The sequence below is a fragment of the Ferrimicrobium acidiphilum DSM 19497 genome (assembly GCF_000949255.1).
GTDB classification, from domain to species: domain Bacteria; phylum Actinomycetota; class Acidimicrobiia; order Acidimicrobiales; family Acidimicrobiaceae; genus Ferrimicrobium; species Ferrimicrobium acidiphilum.
This window is the reverse complement of record NZ_JXUW01000004.1, coordinates 19,891-45,039: the sequence shown is the minus strand read 5'-3', so window position 1 is coordinate 45,039 and position 25,149 is coordinate 19,891. Positions and strand designations below refer to the sequence as shown.

Below are 25,149 nucleotides of genomic sequence, written 5' to 3'. Positions count from 1 at the left end.
AGATTCTAGTCGCTTGGGGAGAGTTGCCATGACCAAGGCCAGTAGCGTTCAGGTTCCGCGTATTGCGGCGCATCGTGGCGGGATGGGTGAGGCTGTCGCCTCCTCCATCGAGGCGTTCCGTCGCGCGGCTATTGATCTAAATGTCGATCTCGAACTCGATATCCACCCAACCAAGGACGGCGAACTGGTGGTCTTTCATGATGATCGTCTCGACGCTACCACGAATATGGAGGGTTGGGTACATGATTACCCACTTGAAGTTCTACGTGCTGATCTCGACCTCAGCAATGGAGTTGCGTCAGAGCGGGTTGGGATCGCCACCCTTGAAGAGGTCCTCGCCGTGAGTGGTACCGCCCAGGTCTCTATCGATATCAAGGAGGATCTAGGCAAGGATTCTTGGATCGAAGCGCGTGTTGGAAGCTGCTTGGCAGAGTATGCGATGACCGAGCGTGCGGTAGTCGCTTCGTTTCTCGATCCACCCTTGAGTCGCTTTCGTCAGCTCTACTCAGGGACTGCTACCGCGGCATCGAGTGCAGAGTCGATCCGTTGGTATCAGGACTATCAGAATCAGGAGGTGTCATCCCCACCCTATCAGGTTCTTTCGCTGCCATTGACGCTCATGGGCAGTGAGTATCTAACTAAAGATCTAGTCGATTGGGCGCACCGTCAGGGATTAGCAGTCTGGGTGTGGACGGTCAATGAGCCGGAGGACCTACGACGAGTTCAGTGTATGGGGTTCGATGTGGTGGTGACCGACTACCCAACGCGTGCATTGGAGGTTTACGTTGGCTAAAGTCATGGTTGCCATGTCTGGAGGAGTTGACTCCTCGGTTGCAGCCGCCTTGGCGGTTTCTGAAGGTCACGAGGTGGTTGGGGTAACCCTCAAACTTTGGGGTGGTGCCTCTGATTCAGGTTGTTGTTCGGTAGCAGATGTCGAAGACGCGCGCTTTGTCGCACACCAACTTGGTATCAAGCATCTGGTGTTCAACCTCACTGAGGAGTTTGAGACGGCGGTGGTGGAGCCGTACGTTCGTGGCTACCTCGGTGGTGAGACTCCGAATCCATGTATCGAATGCAATCGTAGCATCAAGTTCCAGGCGTTGGTTGAGCGCGCGCGCTCTCTCGGCTTCGAGTATCTGGCGACTGGGCACCACGCAAGGATTGGGTACGTCGATGGAACTCCTCTTATCCGTCGTGGAGTAGATGCCGGGAAGGACCAGTCGTATGTGCTGTCGGTGGTACCGAAGAGCTCTTTGTCGCAGCTTCTATTTCCAGTGGGTGAGATGACCAAGGATGACGTCCGAGCGATTGCCGCAGACATTGGCCTGCGAACAGCTGACAAGCCAGACTCACTTGAGGTCTGTTTCATCTCGCAGAAGATGGGAAAGGAGAGTTTTCTCTCCTCCAGGGGGACGCTCCATGCAACTAAGGTGGTAGACACCGTCACCGGTGATGAGTACGAGGACAGCACCCCCTTTGAGGCGGTTACTGTCGGCCAAAGGAGACGCATAGGCGGCCTTGGGGACGGACTTCGCCGTTATGTACTCGCCAAGGATCCAAAGACGCGGGTCATCCAGATCGGCACGATCGATCGTCTGCTAACAGACAGGCTTCCTGTGACCACGGCCATTGATTACTTGGGAGACGGATGGCCAAAGGAGGGCCAGCTCCAAGGGAGCGCGCACGGGGCTACTAACCCAGGTGTTTTAAGCGCCACAGAGCTCGAGTTTTCCTCGCCTACACGACGCATCGCACCCGGCCAGACGGTGGCGATCTATCACGAAGATCTGGTCGTCGGATCGGCGATGGTGACCATGCCCGTGCAGGCAACCCACAATGGCTGATCGGATCGAAGACCTACGGGCGTTGCTCGACAGAGCGAGTTACGCCTATTATGTGCTCGATGCCCCTGTCTTGACCGATGCAGAGTACGACGTTCTGTTTAGGGAGTTGGTCGAACTTGAACGACTGCACCCCGAGCGAGCAGGTGCGACTTCGCCGACTCAACGGGTGGGCGCTACTCCTTCACAGCTTTTTGCTCCGGTCGAGCATGCGAGCCCAATGCTTAGCATCGACAATGTTTTTGACGTTAGCGAGCTCGATGCATGGGTCGATCGTCTTGCCCGCTTGCTTGGCGGTGAGCCAACTCTATTCGTCGAGCTCAAGATCGACGGCTTGGCACTGAGCTTGCGTTATGACGGTGGATTGCTGGTGCAAGCGGCGACTCGCGGAGATGGCAGGATCGGCGAGGATGTCACGGCGAATATCTATGTGGTCGACGCAATTCCGAAGCGTATTGCCTATGACGCTCCGCTCGAGGTACGTGGTGAGATCTATCTGCCGCGCTCGTCGTTTCAGGCGCTGAACCAAGATCCGACACTAAAGGCGCCCTTTGCGAATCCGCGGAATGCGGCTGCGGGGAGCCTTCGCCAAAAGGATCCACGAGTCACGGCGAGCCGTGGCCTCGCCTTTTTCGCCTACCAACTCGAGGAGCCCACGCAATTCGAGACCCACCATGAGGCTCTAGCCTTTTTGAGTTCACTCGGTTTTGCTGTTGAGGAACATGGGTCCTTGGTCGATCAAGGACAGCTCTTCGAGCGCGTTCAGCAGCTTGATCAATCACGTGCGGATCTCGACTATGAGACCGATGGGGTGGTCGTAAAGGCTGATCGGATGGTGGATCGGAGACGGGTGGGTGTTACCTCACGAGCTCCTCGTTGGTCGATCGCATTCAAGTTTGCGCCCGAGGAGCAGTTGACGAGGTTGCTGGCTATCGACATATCGGTTGGAAAGACCGGAAAGATTACCCCTTTCGCCGAATTGGATCCGGTGGTGGTGTCTGGCTCGACGGTAGCGCGAGCTACTTTGCACAATGCGGAGCAGATCGAACGAAAGGATGTGAGGGTTGGTGACCTCGTCGTTGTTCGAAAGGCGGGCGAGATCATCCCCGAGGTGGTGGGACCAGTGCTTGCAGCTCGCACCGATGATCTGCCAAAGTATAGATTTCCTGATCACTGTCCGAGCTGTGGGTCTGTGTTGGTGAGGGATGGAGATGAGGCTGATTTCCGCTGCCCTAACAGGTTCTGCCTCGAACAGCTGGTACAGCGGCTGAGTCACTTTGGTTCCAGAGACGCTCTGGATATAGACGGCCTTGGTGAGATGCGAGCGCGCCAACTTGTGGAACTTGGGCTCGTAGGGATTCCCTCGGATATCTATCAGCTCAGCTCCGAGGAGTTTGCTCAGCTCCCTGGGGTGGGTGAGAAGATGATCCAGCGCTTGATGGCTGGCGTCGAGGTATCACGTGGACGGACATTGGGCCGAATTCTGTTCGGACTCGCTATTGACAACGTCGGTGTCCACGTCGCGCAGGTGGTCGCGGCGTCGATGCGATCGTTGGAGGATTTGTTGGTTGCAAAGGTCGAGGACCTAGTTGCCCTGGACGGTATTGGTGAGACAGTGGCCAGCTCTGTTGTGGGTTTTCGGGATGATCCCTATGGGTCTCAGCTGTTGTCAGGTTTGATTGCCCAGGGTGTGGTTGGTGCAACTGTGATACCCCAAGCCGCCTCGGATCGACTCGCTGGGCAGAGTTTTGTGATCACCGGGAGTTTCAGTGATTACTCACGCGACCAGCTTAGAGAGCTGATCATCGCCAACGGTGGCCGAGTCTCCGAGTCGGTCTCGAGGAAGACTGACTACCTGTTGGCGGGGGAGCGCGCCGGTTCGAAACTCGAAAAAGCTCAGCAGTTAGGAGTCGAGGTGATCGAGCTACCTGTGCTGCTTAGCCGCATCTCTTCTGAATGAACGGCCAGCGAGTGCAAGAATAGAGATCGAATGCAAGAGTAGAGGATATGATCTTTAGGCGTCTATCCGCCTCTTAGCTCAAATGCTGCTTTCGGTCTTACTGAGGTTGGGTGCGGCTGGTGCGATTGCTTCAGAACGTCTCAGTGTAGGCTATATCTGGATTAAAGGAGCTGACCGCCAGGTCGGGCGGTAATCGTAAGGTAGGTAACGAGCTGGCGAAGGCTACTGGTACGGACGAGAACATTGGCCGGGTCCTCAGTAACCGGTATAGAGTGGTGGCCCGACGAGGTTCGGGAGGCGCAGGCATTGTCTACCGCGCGATCGACGACCGACTTGGGCGAACTGTTGCTATAAAACTTCTGCAGCGTGGGCTGGCGGACGATCCTATCTTTCTGAGGCGTTTCCGCGATGAGGCACAGGCTGCGGCGCAGCTGAACCATCCTAACATTATGAAGGTCTTCGATTGGGGATCAGACGAAGGTGAGCCCTACCTTGTCATGGAGTATCTCTCCAATGGCTCCCTGCGCGAGCTCCATGCTCGTGGTAGCTCGTTGTCGACCTCGCAGGTTGTTCAGATCGGAGCCGCTACTGCGTCAGCACTCGCGTATTCGCATCACCGCAATTTTCTACATCGCGATATTAAGCCTGCCAACTTGCTCTTTGATGATGGTGGTCGAGTGAGGATCGCTGACTTTGGGCTCGTGCGCGCCCTTTCGGAGACCACGGTGACTGAGACTGGAGGCGGCATTCTCGGCACGCCGAGATACATGGCACCCGAACAGGTCGAAGGGAAACGCTCGGTCCCTGGTAGTGACGTATATTCGCTTGGACTTGTGCTCTATGAGGCACTTTTCGGTGCGATCCCTTTCCAGGGCGATACGCAACTGGCACTGGCGTTTGCAAGACTGCGGGATCCAGTCGTAAACCCTCTTCCTGACGATCCAGTCGCACGCTCAATCGTCTCGATGCTCGCACGTGACCCCGATAGCCGTCCGAGTGCGGCCGAGATCGAGCATGAGTGGAACGGTTTTGCTCGCGATCTCACGAATCCGGAGCCGCTGTTCGCCCCCGGAGCAGGAACGTTGGCCTCCACACCTGAGGTGGTCATGGACGATAGTTTGCAGTGGATTGCCGACGGCAGTACGGTCGCGGTCGATCTCACTGACCATCTCGCGCTGGCTCGCGACGAGAACAGTACGGCTGTGCTCGCCGATCAGACCAGAGAGAACACGGACCATACGTCGGCGCTAGACATTAGCAACACGCCACGCCTAACCCCAGCGCCCCAAGACATGGAGGAGGTAGGAAGTCGGCGTCCGTGGTGGCTTCTCTTCTTCTTACTCCCGATCCTCGTGGCTGCCGCGCTCGGCGGTGCTGTCCTCTATCAGCGCCTTCGAACTATAAAGGTGGATGATGTCGCCAACTTGACAGCTTCATCGGCATCACAGCGGTTACGAGGCGAAGGGATTGCCCATATTGCTCTCGAGAGTCGATACTCATCCAAGGTACCATCAGGTCGCGTGATCGGATCAAGCCCTAGCGGTGGCCAGAGTATCCATCCAGATAGCAGCGTAGTGTTGTACGTGTCCAAGGGTCATGCACCGGTGTACGTGGCGTCCTTTCAGTCGGCTCAGTTCACGACTGCCCAACATGCCCTGACTGCCAAGGGATTTCTTGTTCGCCCCACCTATGAGTACTCACCTGACGTTCCTGCTGGTGTCGTGATGAGTGAGAGTCCGGTGAACCAAAAGGTACCATACCACTCTGTCGTCAAGTTCATTGTATCTAAGGGTCCAGCTCCAAGACCGGTGCCGAACGTGGTTGGCGTCTCGCTTACGACTGCGGAGGGTGACCTAACGAATCAAGGCTTTACCTATAGCGTCCAAAAGCAGTACTCCAATTCGGTCTCAAATGGGGATGTGATCTCACAGTCGGTCAGTGCCGGTACAGTCAGTGCGGTGGGGACAAGCGTGACTTTGGTCGAGTCGCTTGGACCCCACTATGTGCGTGTTCCGAATGTGGTTGGTGATGCTCTCGGTACGGCGGAATCTACGCTACAGAGCCAGGGATTTGTCGTCGGAACCGTGTCGGCTCCGTTTGGGGGTTCCATCGTACAGTATGAGAGTCCTGGTGCAGGCCAGACCGCACTCTATGGTGCCAGCGTAAACCTTCTGGTGATTCCATGATCTCTGAATACTGTCGTTGGAATGTTGTTGATGCTCCGTCGCTTGTAGAGTGTGACCGAGAGAAAGAGGCGGTTTAGTAGATGACTGATTTCGATGCTTCGATGCTCGATGGGCTTAGCCAGCATGAATTCTTGAGTCCAGCTTGGCTAGACGAGTTTCGTGCTATCACCGATCGACTCAACATCGAGCCGATGCGGGTGGATGTTGCTCTGAAAATGAACCAGATTATCTCGGGCTGCCCCTTTCAGGAGGAGCCACTGAAGGCGTTCATTGATACCTCCTCAGGTGTCATGAACCTCGATCTTGGAGAGTTGGAGAACGCCGATCTTACGGTGGCGCTCGATTACGAGACAGCGAAGGCGCTTTTTGTTGATTTCAATCCTCAGCGAGCGATCGAGTCCTTTATCGCCGGAAAGATATTGGTCACCGGTGATATGACTAAGCTTCTTGGCCTCACCCAGGTTTTTGCGGGTCGGCCTGAAGGTGACCCGATGTCCTCCTTGTTGAGGGCGATTACAAGCTAGAGTCCTATCTCCCTTCGTGACACTGGCTGACTCGGTCGAGGTGAGGTCTAGGCTCAGGGGGATGACGAATCGGATCGACCAGGCGGATGTCGCTCATATCGCGCAGCTCGCGCGGCTGTCATTGAGTGGTGAAGAACTTATTGAATACCAGAGCACGCTTTCGCGAATTCTTGAGGTGATCGAGGTGATGAACTCAGAGGACCTCTCTAGCTACCCTCCAATGGATCATCCTTTGGAGACCGTGAACCTCTTGCGCGACGACGTTGTACATCCAGGACTCGACCGAGAGGTCGTTTTGGCGATGGCTCCAAGCTCCGAGGATGAGTACTTCCGGGTACCCAGAATTTTAGGAGCGCCATGAACGATGAGATTCTCGATTGGGGGATCGCCGAACTGGCGCGCCGACTAGAGAGTCGCGACGTGACGACGGTCGAGGTGATCGACGCCTACCAGGAGCAGATCGCTATCCAAGAGCCCGAGGTTGACGCCTTCCTCTCACTTGACCTCGACGCAGCGCATCGGCGGGCGATGGATCAGGACGATCGACGGTCGCGCGGTGAGACCCTTGGGCGGTTGGCGGGAGTTCCCGTCGCCCTGAAGGACAATCTATGTACGATGGAGTTCCCGACCACTGCGGCATCGAAGATCCTAGAGGGCTGGACCCCTCCCTATAACGCGACGGTTGTTGATCGCATTCTCGACCAGGATGGCATAGTCGTCGGCAAGACGAATCTCGACGAGTTTGCGATGGGATCCTCAACGGAGAACTCGGCCTACAAGATCACCAAGAACCCTTACGATCTGGAGCGAGTTCCTGGCGGTTCTTCTGGCGGTTCTGCGGCGGCGGTAGCATCCAGGATGGCGCTGGTGAGCCTTGGATCAGATACTGGTGGATCGATTCGCCAACCAGCATCCTTGACCGGCGTTGTGGGCTTTAAGCCGACCTATGGCAGGGTTTCGCGTTACGGTCTCCTCGCCTTCGCCTCCTCGCTTGATCAGATCGGTCCGTTGACTGCTTCGGTTGAGGATGCTGCGCTCGTAGCCGAGGCGATTATGGGTCATGATCCCAGGGACGCGACCTCTCTGCAGGAGGTGGCACCCTCGCTAGTGGCTTCATTGGCCGAGGGCGTACGCGGTATCCGCGTTGGAATATTAACGAACCTTGTCGAGACCGCGACTCCACAGGTACAGGCTTCGGTCTTGCGCGCCGCTGAAGTGCTAACTCAATCGGGAGCTAGCGTGGCCGAGATTAGCTTGGATGAACTTGCCTTCGGGCTGGCGGCGTACTATGTCGTGGCTCCTGCGGAGGCGTCGTCGAACCTAGCTCGATATGACGGCGTTCGTTACGGCCTTAGGGAGGCTGGCTCCACTGTTGAGGAGATGATGATCGCCACTCGAACAAAGGGCTTTGGACCTGAAGTGAAGCGACGGATAATGCTTGGAACCTACGCCCTTTCTGCCGGCTACTACGACGCCTTTTATGTCACCGCTCAGCGAGTTCGGACTCTGGTGCGCACAGCGTTCGCACGAGCGTATGCAGACTTTGATCTGCTTCTATGTCCTACATCCCCTACTACGGCGTTCAGGATAGGCGAACGTTCCAGTGATCCAGTCGAGATGTATCGTTCTGATGTCTGTACGATACCGTCGAATCTTTCGGGTGACCCAGCCATCTCAATCCCGGCAGGCGTCGACGCTGATGGCCTACCGATAGGAGTGCAACTTCTCGGTCCAGCGCTATCAGAACAGCTTCTGTTTAGAGGAGCTTATGCAGTTGAGAGGGGGCTACGTTGAAGACTCGAACAACCACTGGGCCAGCAGAGGGGTGGGAGTACGTCATCGGTCTGGAGGTCCATACGGAACTAAAGACCGCCACCAAGCTCTTTTGTGGATGTCCAAACGCTTTTGGCGAGGAACCAAACACCTCCGTCTGCCCGGTGTGTCTCGGGCTGCCTGGGAGCTTGCCGGTGATGAACGAGCAGGCGGTCGACTTTGCTATACGTGTTGGCTTGGCACTCGATGCAACCATCCAGCGAAGCCAATTCCACCGAAAGAATTACTTCTACCCTGATATGCCCAAAGACTATCAGATCTCTCAATATGACGTTCCTATCAACGCCAGAGGGCACCTTGAACTGCCTTCAGGTCGGGTAATAGGTATCGAGAGAGCCCACCTAGAGGAGGACACTGGAAAGTTGATTCATCGAGGGGGTCACGGTCGGATTGAGTCGGCTGAGTACTCGCTCATCGACTACAACCGCTCAGGAGTTCCGCTCCTCGAGATCGTCTCTGCACCTGACATTCGCGATCCAGAGGAGGCCAAGGAGTACGTAACCGAACTTCGTGCCATCCTCGTGACTGTCGGTGCGAGCGACGGACGCATGGAGGAGGGGTCACTCCGTGTCGATGCGAATGTCTCGGTTCGGCCGATTGGCGAGACGGGGTTTCGTACACGAGTAGAGATCAAGAATCTCAACTCATTGCGATCGCTGGTTCGTGCCCTTGAGTTTGAGGGTCTCCGTCAGGTGCACCTCTATGAAGACGGGGAGGCGATGATTCAGCAGACACGGTTCTGGGACGAGGCGCGCTCGGTCACCGGTGCCCTACGTCTGAAGGAGGAGGCGAATGACTATCGGTACTTCCCAGAGCCGGATCTGCCACCGGTGGCACCGGACTCCGATCTGATCGAGGAGCGCAGGGCACAGCTCCCCGAACTCCCGAGCGCGCGTCGTGGTTACCTTGCTAGTCTGCTGCCTGATTTGAGTGGTGATCTGCGTGAGACGGTGATCGCCGATGCGTGTTGGCCCTACTTTCGAGCCGCCATCGACGCGAACATCACTCCAGCCAGAGCAGCAGCCCGTTGCGCGAATGAGTTAACCGCACTGCTCGCCGAGATCGGTGAGCTGACCCCGACTCGATTTGTGGAGGTGTTGACTCTTGAAGATAGAGGCGAGCTGGGAGCGTCGCAGGTGAAAATCCTCTTGCGCGAGGCGTGTGTAGACGCGGCTACAGTACCCGATTTGATCGCCAAGCTTGGTCTTAGCGCTCGTGATCAGCGGGCGATTAAATCGATGGTAGCTGAGGTTATTGCACCCTTCGCTGATGAGTGGGAGCGCTATCTAGATGGCGATGAGAAGATAGCCGGTTTTCTAGTTGGACAGGTCATGCGTAAATACGGAAGGCAGATCTCCGGTGCCGATGCTCGCCAAGCCTTGGTTGAGCTTGGTGATGAGGCACGCAAGAGCACTGACTAGCAATAGCTGGTCGTCTTGGGTGCTATCGGCGCGAGATACTGGTCTACATACCATGGATGATCAGCACTAGAGGCGCACGGATGGCGCTACATTGGCATACAGTTACGGCAATATTACACACAACCAGGGGGTAGCACATTATGAGCGAGACGAAGTCAATCAGGATTCGGAGCCAGGAGGTCACGGAGGGGCCGAGGCGAGCCCCGGCGCGAGCGATGCTCCGAGCGGTTGGTCTCAATGATGAGGATTTTTCCAAGCCACAGATTGGGATCGCATCTTCGTGGAACGAGGTTACGCCCTGCAACCTCGTGCTCTCCGACCTGGCGCAGCGCGCGAAGGCGGGTGTACGGGCCGCTGGCGGTGTGGCGTTGGAGTTCGGCACCATTGCCGTCTCGGACGGTATCTCCATGGGGCATGAGGGCATGCATTCATCACTCGTCTCCCGTGAGGTCATCGCCGATTCGGTAGAGTTGATGATGCACGCCGAGCGCTTTGATGCGATGGTGACACTGGCGGGTTGTGACAAATCGCTACCAGGAATGATGATGGCGGCGGCGCGCCTCGATTTACCATCGGTTTTTGTCTATGGCGGTAGCATATTGCCGGGGCGTTTTCGTGGCGAGACCCTTGACCTTGTAAGTGTCTTTGAGGCGGTCGGGGCTTATGCGACCGGCAGCATCGACGACCAACGACTTCTCGACGTTGAACGCAATGCATGTCCAACCAAGGGATCGTGTGCAGGCATGTACACCGCCAATACGATGGCCTCGGTTGCTGAGGCATTGGGAATGGCCCAGGTCGGCTCTGCCTCTGCGCCAGCCGTCGACCGTCGACGCGAGGATATCGCCTTTGAGGCTGGACGTTCGGTGATGAGGCTCTTGGAGTTGGGAATTACTCCTCGTCAGATCATGACCAAAGCTGCGTTCGAAAACGCGATAGCCGTCGTGATGGCCCTTGGGGGCTCTACGAATGCAGTGCTCCATCTGCTGGCCATCGCCTACGAGGCGAAGGTTGAACTCACTCTGGATGACTTCAACCGGATTGGTAGTCGAGTTCCTCACCTCGCCGACACGAAGCCGCACGGAAAATATCATATGACTGATCTCGATCGCATCGGTGGCATCCCGGTGGTACTTGCTGAGCTCTTGGACGCTGGTCTGTTGAATGGCGATTGCCTCACCGTAACTGGCCGCACTCTAGCCGAGGAGCTCCGGGTCTATGATCCACCCCGTCCAGATGGTGAGGTAGTGCATAACATCGATACCCCGATCCATGAGGTTGGTGGGATTGCAGTCCTGCGCGGATCTCTTGCTCCATCTGGATCGGTTGTGAAGGTGGCCGGGCTCGATCAGGAACACTTTGACGGCATCGCCCGAGTATTCGATCGCGAAGAGGCGGCACTTGACGCAATATTTGCAGGTCAGATTCGTGCCGGCGACGTTGTAGTGATTCGATATGAGGGGCCAAAGGGCGGCCCTGGTATGCGAGAGATGCTGGCGGTTACTGGCGCGATGAAGGGTGCGGGTCGTGGGCATGATGCTGCGTTGATCACCGACGGACGCTTCTCCGGCGGCACTCACGGATTCTGTATCGGCCATGTAGCACCAGAGGCGGCAGATGCGGGACCGATTGGTCTTATCCGAGACGGCGATAGGATCGTTATCGATGTGCCTACTCACGCTATCGACCTTCTGGTTGACGAGGCTGAACTTGCTCGTCGACGCCAGTCTTTCGTTCCTGCGCCCGCCCGCTATACCGAAGGAGCGCTCGGCAAGTACGCGCTTTTGGTAAAGGGAGCAGAAATTGGGGCAGTAACTGGCGGATAGTCGATGAGGTTGGGTATGCTTCTTCACATGATCATTCGACGCTCGTTGGTAGTACTCCTTCGTTAGGGCACGGCTCCTCGTAGCGTCGTGCCCAAGACCTCCCCTACCGGGAGGTCTTTTCGTATCTACGCTCAAGGGAGCCTTCTAAGACAAGGAACTAGTCGCTGGGTGTCGCTTGCGCGTATGCATGAAGGAGGCGGCCATGAAGTTAACCGGAGCACAAGCACTGATAAAGTCGCTTGAGATGCAGGGGGTCGAGACGGTGTTTGGCCTTCCAGGCGGAGCCATTCTCCCCGTCTATGACCCGTTGTTGGAGTCACCAATCCGCCACATCCTTGTGCGCCATGAACAGGGTGCTGGCCATGCAGCCGAAGGCTTCGCGCAGGCCACAGGACGTCCGGGAGTTGCCATCGTGACTAGTGGTCCTGCGGCCACTAATATCGTAACTGCGGTTGCAGACGCCTACGTTGACTCCATACCTATCGTGGTGATCACCGGTCAGGTCGCTACGACCTCGATAGGAACTGATGCGTTTCAAGAGACCGACACCACAGGCATCACGATGTCGGTCACCAAACACAATTGGCTTATCACACGGGCAAGTGACATACCAAGGGTGATAGCCGAGGCCTTTCACGTTGCCACCACCGGTCGGCCGGGACCCGTCGTTGTTGACCTCCCTAAGGACGTTGCCAATGACACCATGGAGTGGTACTGGCCTCGCCGGCTGGATCTGCCAGGCTATCAACCAACGGTCAAGGGGCACGCGAAGATGATAGAGCAGGCGGCGGCGATGATCGCGAGCTCGAAGAGGCCTGTGATCTATGCCGGCGGTGGGCTGATTAGAGGTAACGCATCCGCGGAGTTACAGGCGTTAGTGGATCGCTCTGGCATCCCGGTGGTGACAACTCTAATGGCGAGAGGCGTCATCGCAGACTCGCACCCACTGTGTCTAGGGATGCCAGGAATGCATGGTAACTTCACTGCCGTGACCTCGCTTCAGCAGGCAGATCTGGTTATTGCACTCGGCAGTCGCTTCGATGATCGCGTGACCGGCAAGGTCGATGCCTTTGCCGCCAAGGCGCGCATCATACATGTCGATATCGACCCAGCCGAACTTGGGAAGGTGCGTCGGCCTGATGTTCCTATCGTTGGTGATGTGAAGTCGGTGATCCCTGAGATCACTCGGCACCTCCCAGCTGAGGCACCCGATCTATCGGAGTGGATCGCCCAGTTGCGTGCCTGGAAAGAGCAGTACCCGTACTCGTACGAACCCTCACTTCCGGGTGCAGCCATAAAGCCTCAGTATGTCGTCGAACGCATCTCAGCTCTGGCGCCAGCCGATACGGTGGTGGTCTCGGGTGTGGGGCAGCACCAGATGTGGGCTTCTCAATACTTTAAATTCGAACGACCAAACTCGTGGATTAACTCAGGGGGTCTTGGGACGATGGGCTTTGCGGTGCCAGCTGCTATTGGAGCAAAGACTGGTCGCCCGCAAAGTACGGTCTGGGCCATTGATGGCGATGGGTGCTTCCAGATGACTGCGCAGGAGCTGGTGACCGCGACGGCAGAACGTATCCCTATCAAAGTTGCTATCTTGAATAACGGTTATCTTGGTATGGTGCGCCAGTGGCAAGAGATGTTTTACGAGGAGCGTTATTCGGAGGTGTTCCTCTCGCCCGATCTTCCAGACTATGTGAAGTGGGCCGAGGCGATGGGTGCCGTTGGTTTTCGTGTCGATCAGGTGAGTGAGGTGGACCCAGTTATCGAGAAGGCGAATCAGATTGACGATCGACCGGTTGTGATTGACTTTCGTGTTGACACCTTTGAAAAGGTCTTTCCGATGGTACCCGCCGGAGCACCGAATGATGACATCGTGTTGCCTCCGCATCAGCAGAGAGGACGATGATGGTTGATCGATCTTCGAACCTTGTCCCAATTGGCTCTATTCGTCCGCCGGTTGAGGGTAGGCATCATATCCTGAGCGTGCTAGTCGAGAACCGTGCCGGTGTGCTTGCAAGAGTGGCGTTGTTGTTCTCTCGACGTGGGTACAACATCTATTCTCTCGCGGTGGCTCCAACCGATGACGAGCGATTTTCGAGGCTCACCATAGTTGTTGATGTGGAGACGGTTCCACTAGAACAGATAACCAAGCAGCTGCATAAGTTGATCAACGTTATCAAGATCACCGAGATCGACCCGGCTGACGCGCTCGAGTACGAGTGCATGCTCGCCACTATCAACGCTGAGGTTGGTGCTCGTTCCAAGGTGATGGAGCTAGTCGAGATCTTTCATGGTGAGATTATCGACGTTTCGATGGACAGACTTACAGTCGTCTTTGCGTTGTCACCCGAGAAGCTAGATGATGTAGAGGCGTTCCTTGCTGAGTTTGGTCTGATCGAGCTACAGCGAACCGGTAGGATTGCTCTCAGTAAGCTGCCAAAACCCACACGCAGATCTAAGAAGGGAAGAGTATCATAAATGGCTCAGATGTATTACGACAACGACGCAGATCCGTCGATTATCAGCGGCACGCGTGTCGCTATCATTGGTTACGGTTCCCAAGGCCACGCTCATGCACTCAACCTCTCTGACTCAGGGGTTAAGGTGCGAGTTGCGCTTCGACCAGGCTCCTCCTCTGGTGATAAGGCTTGGGCTAGTGGGCTCGAGGTGTTGTCAGTGCCGGAAGCTGTCAAGTGGGCGGATCTCATCATGTTTCTCGCGCCCGACACCGTGCAGAAGGAGATCTATGAGAACGAGGTAGCCCCACACCTTCGTCCTGGCCAGACGCTTGGGTTCGCTCATGGCTTCAATATTCGATTCGGTGAGATCGTGCCGCCAGAGGACGTTGCGGTGATCATGATCGCGCCTAAAGGTCCTGGCCATCTCGTTCGGAGGACTTACGAAGAGGGCGGAGGCGTGCCTTCGTTGGTGGCCGTCGCCAACGACCCTCAAGGAAACGGTCATGCATTGGCGCTCTCTTACGCCTGGGGTATCGGCTCCACGAAGGCTGGCGTGCTTGATACCACCTTTGCTGAGGAGACTGAGACCGATCTCTTTGGCGAGCAGGTGGTGCTCTGCGGTGGCTTGAGTGAGCTGATTGTCGCTGGCTTCACGACCCTGGTAGAGGCTGGTTACCAGCCGGAGTCGGCCTATTTTGAGTGCCTGCACGAGATGAAACTCATCGTTGACCTCCTTTACGAAAATGGTCTAGCGGGCATGTGGTTCTCGGTCTCAGAGACGGCTGAGTACGGGGGCCTTACACGCGGGCCACGTATAGTCAATGAGGCTACACGCGCAGAGATGCGGCGTATTCTAGCTGAGATTCAGGATGGAAGCTTCGCGCGAGAGTTAATCGATGAGATGGCAGCCGGTCGACCTCGATTTAATCAACTACGCCAACAGGCCAAAGATCAATCAGTCGAGCAGGTGGGGGCGACTCTGCGTACAATGATGCCGTTCCTGTCTACGAAGTCAAAACTGACCGAGGTGTCTGGGGGATAGCGTGATCGCTTCCACCCTGCGTACCTGGCGTAAACCGGTGCTATGGGGGGCGCTGAGTCTGGGGGCTCTGGTTGCCGTGCTCGATCGTGATCTAGATAAGGTCGTACACTCGTTGCCGAGTTCCGCGCTCGGCGGTGGTCTGTTGGCTGTTTTTCTCGCGGCTGGTGCTGTGAGTCTAGGGGCGCGATGGGGCCGACTTTTCGCGGGTCTGGTAGCGGGCATGACTGTTGTATACGCGCTAGTGGTTTGGTATTCGCTCAGTCATCAGGGCCTCCTCCATCAGAGTGCGGCCCCGTGGTTGCTGGTTGGATGTGCACTCGCCATTTGGATGGAGGGGTGCCACCAATGGTCTAGGGTCAGTGGACTAGCAGATCTTGTGCTCGCGGTCTTTGTACTTGTGTCGGTTGCGATCTTGGCTAGCGGGGCATCACTCGGTCTCCAGAACACAGCGGCTGACCTGGTCCGAGGTAAGGACGCTGTGACGTACTCGGCGATTGCTCTCTTGGCCTCCGTGTTAGTTCTTGTTGGCTCGCGCTGGGCGCCTAATCTTCGCCGATCCGCAGCGCCAGACGGTCGTTTTCTCGATCACTCCCTCAGCCTTTCGTTGATGTTGAGGTACCCAGGGCTATCCTTGGGTGCCTTGAGTACAGCTCGCGTCGGTCGACTGACGTGGTTAAGGGCTGTCCTAGCTGCGTTGGCGCTCGTTCCATTAGGTATAGGCCTTTCCGAGGGCATGTTGGTTCTTGGCCCCCTGGTAGCTGGGCTAGGTTGCTGGCTGGGTTGGGAGCTGAGTCCAGTCGCCTCGTCGCTGGTGCAGCCGACCGGGATTCTCGGCATCCTTCCGCGAACTCGGGGATCCTATGGTCGTCGTGCCGCCGTGGCGCCTGCTTTGCTTGCAAGTCTGTTGCTCGTGACGGCTGTTGGCTTGGCGTGGCGGCAGAGTTATCTCATTGGTTTTGGTACTGTGCTGGTATTAGCTTTGGGTTGCGGAGTCGGATTTGTAGGCGCCGGTGTCGCTCTTCGGGTGATGGCATCTGATCAGGAGATTGTTCAATCACGCTGGGTAAGTGGGGTGCTCGCGGTCGCGTTTGCTGGTTGTGCACTAGCACCGCTAGTCCAGCTGAACAATGCATTTGCTGTTCACGGCCTGTTTCTCGAGTATGTGATCACGGGAACGAGCTTCTCGGTCATCATGGGTGTAGTCGGTATCTCGTTGACTAGCTGGTGGCAAGGAGAGATCCGTGACTCCTAGAACGGTACTTGAGGTGCGTGGATCGGTGTCCCGCGAGGGTGCCTCGGTCCGTCTCGGGACCTGGAGCCTTGCCGAAGGTGAATCGATGTTGCTGACCGGTGGATCACAGGACCTTGTCGTTCGCGCCTTCCTCGGCCTCGAGTCGAGTGCACAGATTACGGTGTTGGGCGCTAAAGCCGGGAGCCGGGAGGCGCGTTCAGTATTAGCGCTAGCGTTTGCAGGTTTTACACCGATGCCGTCGCTCAAGGTGCTCGAACATCTCGCGTTGGCGGTAAGGATAGGTCCTCCTAGGCTCGGGAGGGTACCGTCCTTTCGAGAGGTCCTGGATGAGGTAGGGCTGCTCTCCTCGGCTAACGAAGCGGCAGCAAGTCTGGACGCAGATGGGCGATTCCAGCTCTCATTGGCCATGATGTTAGTTCGATTGCTACCGGTGTGGGTGGTGGCGCCGCCGATACCCTATCGGGCCTCGACTGGAGTGGTTGAGCGAATGAGACAGGCTCTCGATGCGGGCGTCGCGATCGTCTTTCTCTCCGATTCTGAGCTGGGTCAGGCTCTCAGCCGTCAATCACGCCGCTTGGATATGAGGTTGACGCAAGATTAAGAGACTGTGAAGGACAGCCCTTGCATCCGGCGTGCCAGCTATGCTCGATCCAAAGTACGAGGAGGTAGGCATGATAGCGACAAGACTCCGTCAGCGCAGAGCGACAACAGCTCCTGTGCAAGGTACTCCGAGCCGTCCCAAGGTGGTGGTCGTAGGTGCGGGTTTTGCTGGACTTGCAGCAGTCGAAGAGCTTGCAAAGTTTACTGCGGATGTGACCCTGGTGGATCGTCACAACTTTGCTACCTTTCAACCACTACTGTATCAGGTGGCGACAGCGGGGCTGAACCCTGGCGACGTCGCGTTTCCCATTCGAACCGTGATCCGGAGTATGGCTAGGACGAAGTTCGAACAGGGTGAGTTGGCCTCGGTCGATGCTGAGCGCAAGTTCATAGTGCTAGAGGATGGTCGAACCCTTGATTATGACTACCTCATTCTCGGGGTTGGAGCGACCGCCAATTACTTCGGCATAGCTGGCGCCCGTGAATATTCGCACGCTATCTACACCCTTGACGAGGCGCTCGATGTGAGAAACCATCTCTTTCGCCAGTTCGAGCAGGCGGTCGCCCATGGCGTACGTGACGGTGCACTCACTTTTGTAGTCGTTGGAGGCGGTGCGACAGGGGTGGAGCTAGCAGGTGCGATCGCTGAACTTGCCCATAAGGCTCTCTATACCGATTACACCAGTCTAAATCCGGACGATGTCAAGGTCATCCTCATCGAGCAGCAATCTCGACTTTTGGAGGCGTTCCATGAGGAGCTATCAGAGTATGCCCGCCGGGAGTTGCGCACCCGAGGTGTAACCGTTCTTTTGGAGGAGACGGTTGAGGCACTCGAGCCTGGTGTTATTCTGCTCCATAGTGGACGTGAGATTCAAAATGGGCTCGTCCTTTGGGCGGCCGGAGTAGCTGTTCCCGCGGTCGTCGGGCGTCTAGGACTTCCCACTGGTAGGGGTGGGCGCCTGATGGTCGGTGGTGATCTGCGAGTAATCGGCTCTGAACATATATTTGCCGTTGGTGACACTGCCTTGGCGTCGGACCTGAGTGGCAACCCACTTCCACAGCTCGCGCAACCTGCCATCCAAGGTGGGCGCCATGCAGCTCTACAGATCTGTGCCCTCGCCAAGGGAGAGACAACGTACCCATTTCGTTATCGCGACAAGGGAACGATGGCGACGATCGGGCGCCGCGCCGCCGTTGCAGAGGTGGGGCATGGGATACGGCTTAGTGGAACTCCTGCCTGGCTCGCATGGTTGGGGCTCCACGTTGTTACCCTCTTGGGTTCGCGCAACAAGGCCTCGGTCATGATTAACTGGACTTGGCACTACATATCTTGGGGCAAGGGTCCAAGAGTCATTCTTGGAGGTTGATCTCCATCTGGGTGAAGGCGACCATACGCCGGAGTGCCTGGTAGTTGTGGCTAATTCCCTGGAAGCGATCTTGACGAGTGCGGATCTGTTCAGAGGTTGCACCTCCAAAGAAACCAAAGTGATCAAGCACTCGTTTCAGGTCCGCCAGAATAGGGGCACGCCCGAGCTCAGCGGCGTGAGCCATCGCGCATGCCACCACCCCTGCTTGGATATCGGCGAGTTGTTCACCAGGTATGGTTTGGATCGTGCCAGCTAGATGTTCATACAGCGAGAGCGCATAACCTTGATCTGGACCAGGGCGTCCATTCAACTGACCTTGCGCTAGTTTCCTGCCTGTTAGCTCTGCTGGTCGATGCAAGGCGAGCTCTACTGGGTTGACTGGTTCGGCCCAGTAGCGTGGAACATGTTCGCCTTGGTTGATCTCGACCATATCTGGTTGGCTCATTGCGCACTCCCTTCGCTGGATGTTGTCTTGACAAGTGCGAGCACAAAGCCCTCGGTGAGCGCCGAGAACGATGCCTCGATGATATTTGTCGAGACTCCGGTGGTTGTCCATTGGGTCTCGGAGTCGGAGAAGTCGATGAGAACCCTCACTACGGCGTCGGTGCCACTTGAGGTGTCGAGTACCCGGACCTTGTAGTCATCGAGCCCCATCGTCTTTAGCGATGGGTAGGTCGTCTGGAGTGCCTGCCTGAGTGCCTGATCTAGCGCGTGTACGGGTCCGTTTCCCTCGGCGGTGGCGATAATTCGGTTGTCGTTGACCCTCACCTTCACGGTCGCCTCGGTTAGGAGCTCTGGACCATGGTAACCATCGGTGGCGACGCGGTACGACTCGACCTCGAAGTACGGCTGCACCCAACCAAGCGCATGACGCATAAGCAGCTCAAGCGATCCATCGGCTACCTCGAAGTGGTACCCCTGGTGCTCAAGGTCCTTGAGTCGCTGCAGCAATGATGTTGTGGCATCATCGGTCAGCTCAAGACCGAGTTCACCAGCCTTTATCAGGAGCGTTTGGCGTCCAGCCATCTCCGATACCACGAAGCGGCTATGGTTCCCGACCAGGTCAGGGTTGATATGCTCGTAGGCGTCGCTACGCCTCGCGATGGCACTTACGTGCAGTCCTGCCTTGTGGGTGAAGGCTGAGGATCCGACATAGGGGGTCTGTGGGGAGAGGGGCAGGTTGGTGATCTCTGCAATATGGCGTGCCGTAGTGGTGAGGAGTTGAAGATTCTGTGGGGGAATGGTGGAGATCGCCTGTTTGAGCGAGAGGGCCGCAATGATGGGCACCAGATTTGCATTGCCGGTCCTCTCTCCATAGCCATTGAGGCACCCTTGGACTTGGGTGGCACCCAGATCTACGGCGATGAGCGAGTTCGCCACTGCGCAGCCAGAGTCGTTGTGAAAGTGAACCCCGAACGGAAGTGCAATTTGGTCGTTGACCTTGGAGATGATAGACGGGATCTCTGACGGGAGAGTTCCTCCGTTGGTGTCACAGAGGACGAGGGTAGATGCTCCGCCCTCTGCTGCAGCACTGAGTACTGCGATGGCGAAGTCCGGGTTGCCCTTGAAGCCGTCGAAGAAGTGCTCAGCGTCAAGGAATACATTGCACCCGTGGCCGACAAGAAAGGCTACGGAGTCTCGGACCATCGCCAGTGCCTCCTCTAGCGAGGTTCGAAGGGCATGGACTACGTGATAGTCCCAGGCCTTTGCTACGATGCAAACATCGGCTACACCACTCGCTACCAGAGCCCGCAGGTTCGGGTCGTTCTCGACATCTCCGTTGGCCCTGCGTGTGGATCCAAACGCTACCAGCCTGGAGCTATGAAGCTTAAGTTCACTGGTCGCTCTCGCAAAGAATGCAGCATCCTTTGGATTGGCACCTGGCCAGCCACCCTCGATGAACTGCACCCCTAAGCTGTCGAGCTGGCGGGCGACGCGAAGCTTATCCTCGACTGTGAGCGAGATCCCCTCTTGCTGAGACCCATCTCTTAGGGTCGTATCGTAGATGTCAACCGTTCGCAGAGTGTCAGTCCTTCACGTATTCGAGCCAATGGTCATAGGAGGGCTCATTGCCGGTGACGATTTGGAAGTAGCGACGCTGGAGCTCCTTGGAGATCTTGCCGGGCTCACCACTGCCGATTGCTCGATCGTCGACCGAACTCACAGGAACCACCTCGGCGGCGGTACCGGTGATAAACATCTCATCAGCAAGGTAGAGGTCTGTCCGTAGCAACTGGGTGTAGCGAGTCTCGATACCCATGTCACTTGCGACCTGAGCGATAGTCTTTCGGGTGATTCCCGATAAGGCTCCAGATGCATCCGAAGGGGTAAGGAGGACGTTATCTTTGACTATGAAGATGTTCTCGCCCGTACACTCACTTACGAACCCTTGACCGGAGAGCATAATCGCCTCGTCATAGCCGGCCTTAATCGCCTCTGCTTTGGCAAGCGCCGAGTTTATGTATCCACCAGTAGTCTTTGCAGCGGGTGGGATAATGTTGGGGTCGTGGCGTTTGAAGGAAGAGATCTTAGCTCGAATTCCTTTTGACAGTCCTTCGTCACCAAGGTAGGCACCCCATGGCCAGTTTGCGATCGCGACGTCCGTGGACCCGGTGAGTGGGTTGAGCCCCATCTCGCCATAACCAAGGTAGGCGATAGGCCGGATATAGCACGAGGCTTGTCCGTTAACCTCAACAAGTCGTTTGGTCGCTTCTATGAGCTCCGAAGGCGCGTACGGGATATCCAGCATGAGAATCTTGGCGGACTCGTAGAAGCGGTTGATGTGATCGGTCAGACGAAAGACGGCAGAGCCACGTGGAGTGTCGTAGGCGCGGATGCCTTCGAAGACTCCGTAACCATAGTGGAGCGCATGCGTAAGAACGTGAACCTTGGCGTCCTCGTCTGGAACCTGTCTGCCATTCATCCAGACGTATTTCATTGCTTGTATCGGCATCAGTGTGTCACCCTTTCTACATAGAAGTCACCAATTTCAGTGGTGGTTGCCCCTGCCGGAGGCAGGACTGCCAATGCGTGTTCAATTTTTGCTGCGATTGCTGTGTCACCAAGGAAGTCGAGCATCATTGCGGCTGAACGGATGGCCGCATAAGGGTTGGCCTCGCCAGTGCCAACACGGTCATGAGCAGCTCCGTGAACCGGTTCGAAGAGAGATGGTCCGGTGCGTTCTGGGTTGATGTTGGCTGAGGCGGCATAGCCGATACCCTGGGAGACGGCGGCAGCCAGATCAGTGATAATGTCCCCGAATAAGTTGTCAGTGACGATGACGTCGTAGCGCTCGGGAGCCTCGACGAGGTAGATACAGGCGGCGTCGACGTGGTTGTAGCTCGTTATGACGGCTGGATATTCAGAGGCAACCTCTAGAAAAGTGCGATACCAAAGATCACCGGAGTAGGTGAGAACATTGGTTTTGTGTACCAGCGTTAGTAGTTTGCGTTCTCTGGATTGGGCAAGATCGAAGGCAAAGCGAATTGCTCGTTCGACGCCGTTGCGAGTATTCACCGATCCCTGCGTCGCCACCTCGTAGGGAGTCCCTTTGCGCAGGAGGCCACCCTCTCCTACATAGGCCCCTTCGGTGTTCTCTCGAATTACGATCATATCGACTGGTTTGTGTGTAGTGGTCAGTGTTGGATCGAGTGTCAGAAACGGGCGTTGATTGATGTAAAGATCAAGAGCAAAACGGAGCTTGAGGAGCAGGCCTCGTTCGAGAATGCCAGACGGGACTGTGGTTGAACCAATTGCTGGGCCTATAGCTCCGAGTAAAATGGCATCGAAGCTCATGAGTTCCGCGAGGGTCTCGTCTTTGAGCACCTCGGCGGTACGTTCGTAATGGGCAGCACCGAGTTGAAAATCTTGGGTCTCTAAGCTGGCACCGGCAGCGCGAGCTACCTTTATCGCCTCTTTGGTGACCTCTGGTCCGATACCGTCGCCCCCAATAACGGCGATGCGATGTGTCATCCTTGTCTCCTCATTGATACTGCTACCGCCTTACTTAATTTTCTCCGTATCCGACAATTGTAGGCTGCTCGGTCCGAAATCTGAAATCAACTAAGCCGACGGGTCATGCCTTGCCATTATCCAGAGAGTAGCATCGAGAAGGGCGGTTAGGGCCAATCGCGACTGGCTATCTTTGTTCGGTAACGCCTAAGTGGGCCAGCGACGACTATAGCGAGGCGCTAGAGTGTTTTTCATGACGGAAACCACGATCTCACAAGCAACCTATGATGCCTTGGTTGCTGAGTTGCACGAACTCACTACGACTGGCCGAATTGAGATCGCCAACGCTATTGAATCGGCGCGCGCACTTGGTGATCTCAGTGAGAACGGAGACTACCATGCTGCGAAGGATGCTCAAGGGAAAATGGAGGCGAGAGTTCGCCAGCTCCAGGCACTGCTCGAAAATGCTGTAGTCGTCTCTGACGAGAATTCGAGTGCCGATAGCGTTCGACCAGGACTGATTGTGGCACTGCGCTATGAGGATGACGACGATATCGGTGAGTACTTTCTAGGCTCGATCGAGGAGCGTCGCTCTGGAGTCGAGGTCGTCTCGCCAACATCGCCGCTTGGCCAAGCGCTCGTTGGCGCCAAGAGTGGAGATTGGGTCGAATATCGGGCTCCTGGCGGCGTGCTAAAGGTGGAGGTCGTCTCGATACGACGAGCCTAGGTCGAGCAACGTAGTTAGAGCAACGGCGACCAATATAGATCTACAGGTCTAGGCTACTGGCACAACGTACCTAGTTGAGATCTCGAGTTTTTTGAGAGAAGGGGAGGGTAGGCGATGGGTGTCGGACGCACACTTGCTGAGAAGGTTTGGGAGTCGCACCTGGTAGACCAGGGAGGACCTGGCGAATCAGATCTTATCTACATCGATCTGCACCTTGTGCACGAGGTGACCTCTCCACAAGCTTTCGATGGGCTGCGTATGGCGAATCGTGGCGTACGACGACCGGACCTTACGGTCGCTACCGCCGATCATAACGTCCCGACTGAGCACATCGATCGCCCTATAGCTGATCCTATAAGCGCAAAGCAACTCGAGGTCTTGGCGAAGAACTGCGAAGAGTTCGGGATCACGTACTACCCGATGGGGTCCAAAGGACAAGGCATTGTCCACGTTATCGGACCTGAGCAGGGATTGACACAGCCTGGCATGACCATCGTGTGTGGCGATTCCCACACCGCTACGCATGGGGCATTTGGAGCGCTCGCCTTTGGCATTGGAACCTCTGAGGTGGAGCACGTCCTTGCTACCCAGACGCTCGCTCAGGTCAGGCCGAAGACTATGGCGGTTACCGTCGATGGTGCCCTCTCGGAAGGGACGTTTGCGAAGGACCTCATCCTCGCCATTATCGGACAGATTGGCACAGGTGGGGGCATCGGCCATGTGATCGAATATCGTGGTGAGGCGATTCGCAACCTCTCCATGGAGGCTCGGATGACGATCTGTAACATGAGTATCGAGGCGGGAGCGCGAGCCGGAATGATCGCGCCTGATGAGACCACCTTCTCTTTTCTGAAGGGTCGTGAGTTTGCTCCTGACGGCGAGTTGTTCTCGCAAGCGACACAGGCATGGGCGGCTCTTGCCACCGATTCTGATGCCGTCTTCGACCAAGAGGTTCATATCCAAGCGTCGGCGCTAAAGCCTCAGGTCAGTTGGGGAACCAACCCGTCACAGGTGGTGTCGATAGATGGCGCCATCCCCGATCCGGACCAGTACAAGCTGGCCCCACAACGAGAGGCTGCCAGTCGTGCGTTGCGATACATGGCATTGACACCAGGAACTTCGGTGCGAAGTATCCCTGTCGACGTTGTGTTCATCGGTTCATGCACGAACTCGCGAATAGAGGATCTGAGAATTGCTGCAGCAGTGCTTGACGGACGTAGGGTGGCGTCTAGTGTGCGTACGCTGGTGGTGCCGGGCTCCCGGCGAGTGCTAGAGCAGGCAGAGGCTGAGGGCCTTGACCGTATTTTTCGCGCTGCTGGCGCTGAATGGCGTGAGCCTGGATGCTCGATGTGCTTGGGGATGAACCCTGATCAGCTCCAGCCTGGCCAACGAGCGGCGTCGACCTCGAACCGTAATTTCGAGGGTCGTCAAGGGCGAGGAGGGCGAACCCACCTGGTCTCGCCTGCGGTTGCCGCCGCAACGGCGGTTCGAGGGAGTTTTAGTTCACCGAGCGACCTGGCGTAAGTATACGTTTGCCTGAGAGGAAGGAAGGAAGCAATGGAACCGATCACTGAGCTACGAGGACACGCGCTGCCATTGGCGATCTCAGATGTGGACACAGACCAGATTATCCCAAGTGACTGGCTTAAACGAGTGGAGCGCACAGGCTTTGGTGAGGGGTTGTTCTCCGAGTGGCGCCAAGATCCCAATTTTGTTCTAAATTCCCGCCAGTTTGCGGGATCAACAATCCTCATCGCTCGTGAGAATTTTGGAGTTGGGTCGTCGCGTGAACATGCGGTGTGGTCGTTGATGGATTACGGTTTCAGAGTCGTCATCTCCCCTCGCTTTGGTGATATCTTCCGCAATAACTCCTTGAAGGTTGGACTGTTGCCCGTGCAGTTGAGCGCCGACGAGGTGTCCCAACTTCTAGACCTGGTGACAGAACATCCTGCTACCGAGATCTTGGTGGACCTAGAGAGCCAACGCGTGAGCGTTCCAAGTCGCTCGATCGAGTATCGGTTCGCTATCGATCCGACCGCCAAGGCCCGGCTCCTCGCAGGTCTGGACGAGATCGGTATTAGCTTGACCAAGGAGTCCAAGATTATCGAGTTCGAGCGACGGCGACCCGTATGGGCGCCACGAGTGTTAGCTCGCTAA

22 protein-coding genes are annotated in these 25,149 nt (G+C 56.5%); 18 read left to right on the top strand and 4 right to left on the bottom strand.

Features of this window, described 5'->3' with window-relative positions; translation table 11 throughout:
• The first annotated feature begins 28 nt into the window (after positions 1-28).
• The 15 genes from FEAC_RS02955 (at position 29) to FEAC_RS02885 (ending at position 18,314) form a co-directional block, all read left to right on the top strand.
• Positions 29-793 (top strand): glycerophosphodiester phosphodiesterase, encoded by a 765-nt coding sequence (locus FEAC_RS02955; RefSeq protein ID WP_035388565.1) that lies wholly within the window; start codon positions 29-31, stop codon positions 791-793.
• Positions 786-1,844 carry a tRNA 2-thiouridine(34) synthase MnmA gene (gene mnmA / locus FEAC_RS02950; RefSeq protein ID WP_152623048.1) on the top strand — a complete coding sequence of 353 codons (1,059 nt, stop codon included), beginning with the start codon at positions 786-788 and terminating at the stop codon, positions 1,842-1,844. Before FEAC_RS02955 ends, mnmA begins: the two co-directional genes overlap by 8 nt.
• The gene (ligA, locus tag FEAC_RS02945; protein ID WP_035388564.1) at positions 1,837-3,801 is read left to right on the top strand and encodes an NAD-dependent DNA ligase LigA; all 1,965 of its coding nucleotides are present in this window, start codon (positions 1,837-1,839) and stop codon (positions 3,799-3,801) included. The genes mnmA and ligA overlap by 8 nt, the downstream gene beginning before the upstream one ends.
• 272 nt (positions 3,802-4,073) lie before the next feature.
• Positions 4,074-5,987 (top strand): Stk1 family PASTA domain-containing Ser/Thr kinase, encoded by a 1,914-nt coding sequence (locus tag FEAC_RS02940; protein ID WP_035388563.1) that lies wholly within the window; start codon positions 4,074-4,076, stop codon positions 5,985-5,987.
• A gap of 80 nt (positions 5,988-6,067) precedes the next feature.
• Positions 6,068-6,511 carry a hypothetical protein gene (locus FEAC_RS02935; RefSeq protein ID WP_035388562.1) on the top strand — a complete coding sequence of 148 codons (444 nt, stop codon included), beginning with the start codon at positions 6,068-6,070 and terminating at the stop codon, positions 6,509-6,511.
• Positions 6,512-6,572: 61 nt separating this feature from the next.
• Entirely contained in the window at positions 6,573-6,872 is a 300-nt protein-coding gene (gene gatC, locus FEAC_RS02930; RefSeq protein ID WP_035388561.1) for an Asp-tRNA(Asn)/Glu-tRNA(Gln) amidotransferase subunit GatC, read from the top strand.
• On the top strand, positions 6,869-8,305 hold the full coding sequence (gatA, locus tag FEAC_RS02925; RefSeq protein ID WP_035388560.1) for an Asp-tRNA(Asn)/Glu-tRNA(Gln) amidotransferase subunit GatA: 1,437 nt from the start codon (positions 6,869-6,871) through the stop codon (positions 8,303-8,305). The genes gatC and gatA overlap by 4 nt, the downstream gene beginning before the upstream one ends.
• Positions 8,302-9,765: an Asp-tRNA(Asn)/Glu-tRNA(Gln) amidotransferase subunit GatB gene (gene gatB / locus FEAC_RS02920; RefSeq protein WP_052565383.1), complete on the top strand. Its 1,464-nt coding sequence runs from the start codon at positions 8,302-8,304 to the stop codon at positions 9,763-9,765. The genes gatA and gatB overlap by 4 nt, the downstream gene beginning before the upstream one ends.
• Before the next feature lie 140 nt (positions 9,766-9,905).
• On the top strand, positions 9,906-11,591 hold the full coding sequence (ilvD, locus tag FEAC_RS02915; RefSeq protein WP_035388559.1) for a dihydroxy-acid dehydratase: 1,686 nt from the start codon (positions 9,906-9,908) through the stop codon (positions 11,589-11,591).
• 202 nt (positions 11,592-11,793) lie between these two features.
• On the top strand, positions 11,794-13,500 hold the full coding sequence (locus FEAC_RS02910; protein ID WP_052565380.1) for an acetolactate synthase large subunit: 1,707 nt from the start codon (positions 11,794-11,796) through the stop codon (positions 13,498-13,500).
• Positions 13,500-14,072 carry an acetolactate synthase small subunit gene (gene ilvN, locus FEAC_RS02905; protein WP_081900955.1) on the top strand — a complete coding sequence of 191 codons (573 nt, stop codon included), beginning with the start codon at positions 13,500-13,502 and terminating at the stop codon, positions 14,070-14,072. The genes FEAC_RS02910 and ilvN overlap by 1 nt, the downstream gene beginning before the upstream one ends.
• The gene (ilvC, locus tag FEAC_RS02900; protein ID WP_035388556.1) at positions 14,073-15,095 is read left to right on the top strand and encodes a ketol-acid reductoisomerase; all 1,023 of its coding nucleotides are present in this window, start codon (positions 14,073-14,075) and stop codon (positions 15,093-15,095) included.
• A 1-nt stretch (position 15,096) separates the two neighbouring features.
• Positions 15,097-16,347 (top strand): hypothetical protein, encoded by a 1,251-nt coding sequence (locus FEAC_RS02895; RefSeq protein ID WP_035388554.1) that lies wholly within the window; start codon positions 15,097-15,099, stop codon positions 16,345-16,347.
• On the top strand, positions 16,337-16,948 hold the full coding sequence (locus tag FEAC_RS02890; protein WP_035388552.1) for a hypothetical protein: 612 nt from the start codon (positions 16,337-16,339) through the stop codon (positions 16,946-16,948). Before FEAC_RS02895 ends, FEAC_RS02890 begins: the two co-directional genes overlap by 11 nt.
• 70 nt (positions 16,949-17,018) lie before the next feature.
• On the top strand, positions 17,019-18,314 hold the full coding sequence (locus FEAC_RS02885) for an NAD(P)/FAD-dependent oxidoreductase (RefSeq protein ID WP_160290318.1): 1,296 nt from the start codon (positions 17,019-17,021) through the stop codon (positions 18,312-18,314).
• Here FEAC_RS02885 and FEAC_RS02880 read toward each other — a convergent pair.
• The 4 genes from FEAC_RS02880 to FEAC_RS02865 are packed head-to-tail and all read right to left on the bottom strand — an operon-like array spanning position 18,298 to position 22,286.
• Positions 18,298-18,759, bottom strand: a complete 462-nt coding sequence (locus FEAC_RS02880) for a hypothetical protein (protein WP_035388550.1) — start codon at positions 18,757-18,759, stop codon at positions 18,298-18,300. The two genes, FEAC_RS02885 and FEAC_RS02880, sit on opposite strands and share 17 nt — an antisense overlap.
• Positions 18,756-20,321 carry a citramalate synthase gene (gene cimA, locus FEAC_RS02875; protein WP_269078247.1) on the bottom strand — a complete coding sequence of 522 codons (1,566 nt, stop codon included), beginning with the start codon at positions 20,319-20,321 and terminating at the stop codon, positions 18,756-18,758. The genes FEAC_RS02880 and cimA overlap by 4 nt, the downstream gene beginning before the upstream one ends.
• A gap of 19 nt (positions 20,322-20,340) precedes the next feature.
• Positions 20,341-21,267 carry a branched-chain amino acid transaminase gene (locus FEAC_RS02870; RefSeq protein ID WP_035388546.1) on the bottom strand — a complete coding sequence of 309 codons (927 nt, stop codon included), beginning with the start codon at positions 21,265-21,267 and terminating at the stop codon, positions 20,341-20,343.
• Complete coding sequence (locus FEAC_RS02865; RefSeq protein WP_035388544.1) at positions 21,267-22,286, bottom strand: 3-isopropylmalate dehydrogenase; 1,020 nt, start codon at positions 22,284-22,286, stop codon at positions 21,267-21,269. The genes FEAC_RS02870 and FEAC_RS02865 overlap by 1 nt, the downstream gene beginning before the upstream one ends.
• Positions 22,287-22,518: 232 nt before the next feature.
• Between FEAC_RS02865 and FEAC_RS02860 the strand changes: the two genes are divergently transcribed.
• From FEAC_RS02860 to leuD, 3 genes are all read left to right on the top strand, one after another.
• The gene (locus FEAC_RS02860; protein WP_035388682.1) at positions 22,519-22,992 is read left to right on the top strand and encodes a GreA/GreB family elongation factor; all 474 of its coding nucleotides are present in this window, start codon (positions 22,519-22,521) and stop codon (positions 22,990-22,992) included.
• A 114-nt stretch (positions 22,993-23,106) separates the two neighbouring features.
• Complete coding sequence (leuC, locus tag FEAC_RS02855; protein ID WP_035388542.1) at positions 23,107-24,516, top strand: 3-isopropylmalate dehydratase large subunit; 1,410 nt, start codon at positions 23,107-23,109, stop codon at positions 24,514-24,516.
• A 33-nt stretch (positions 24,517-24,549) separates the two neighbouring features.
• The gene (leuD, locus tag FEAC_RS02850; RefSeq protein ID WP_035388540.1) at positions 24,550-25,149 is read left to right on the top strand and encodes a 3-isopropylmalate dehydratase small subunit; all 600 of its coding nucleotides are present in this window, start codon (positions 24,550-24,552) and stop codon (positions 25,147-25,149) included.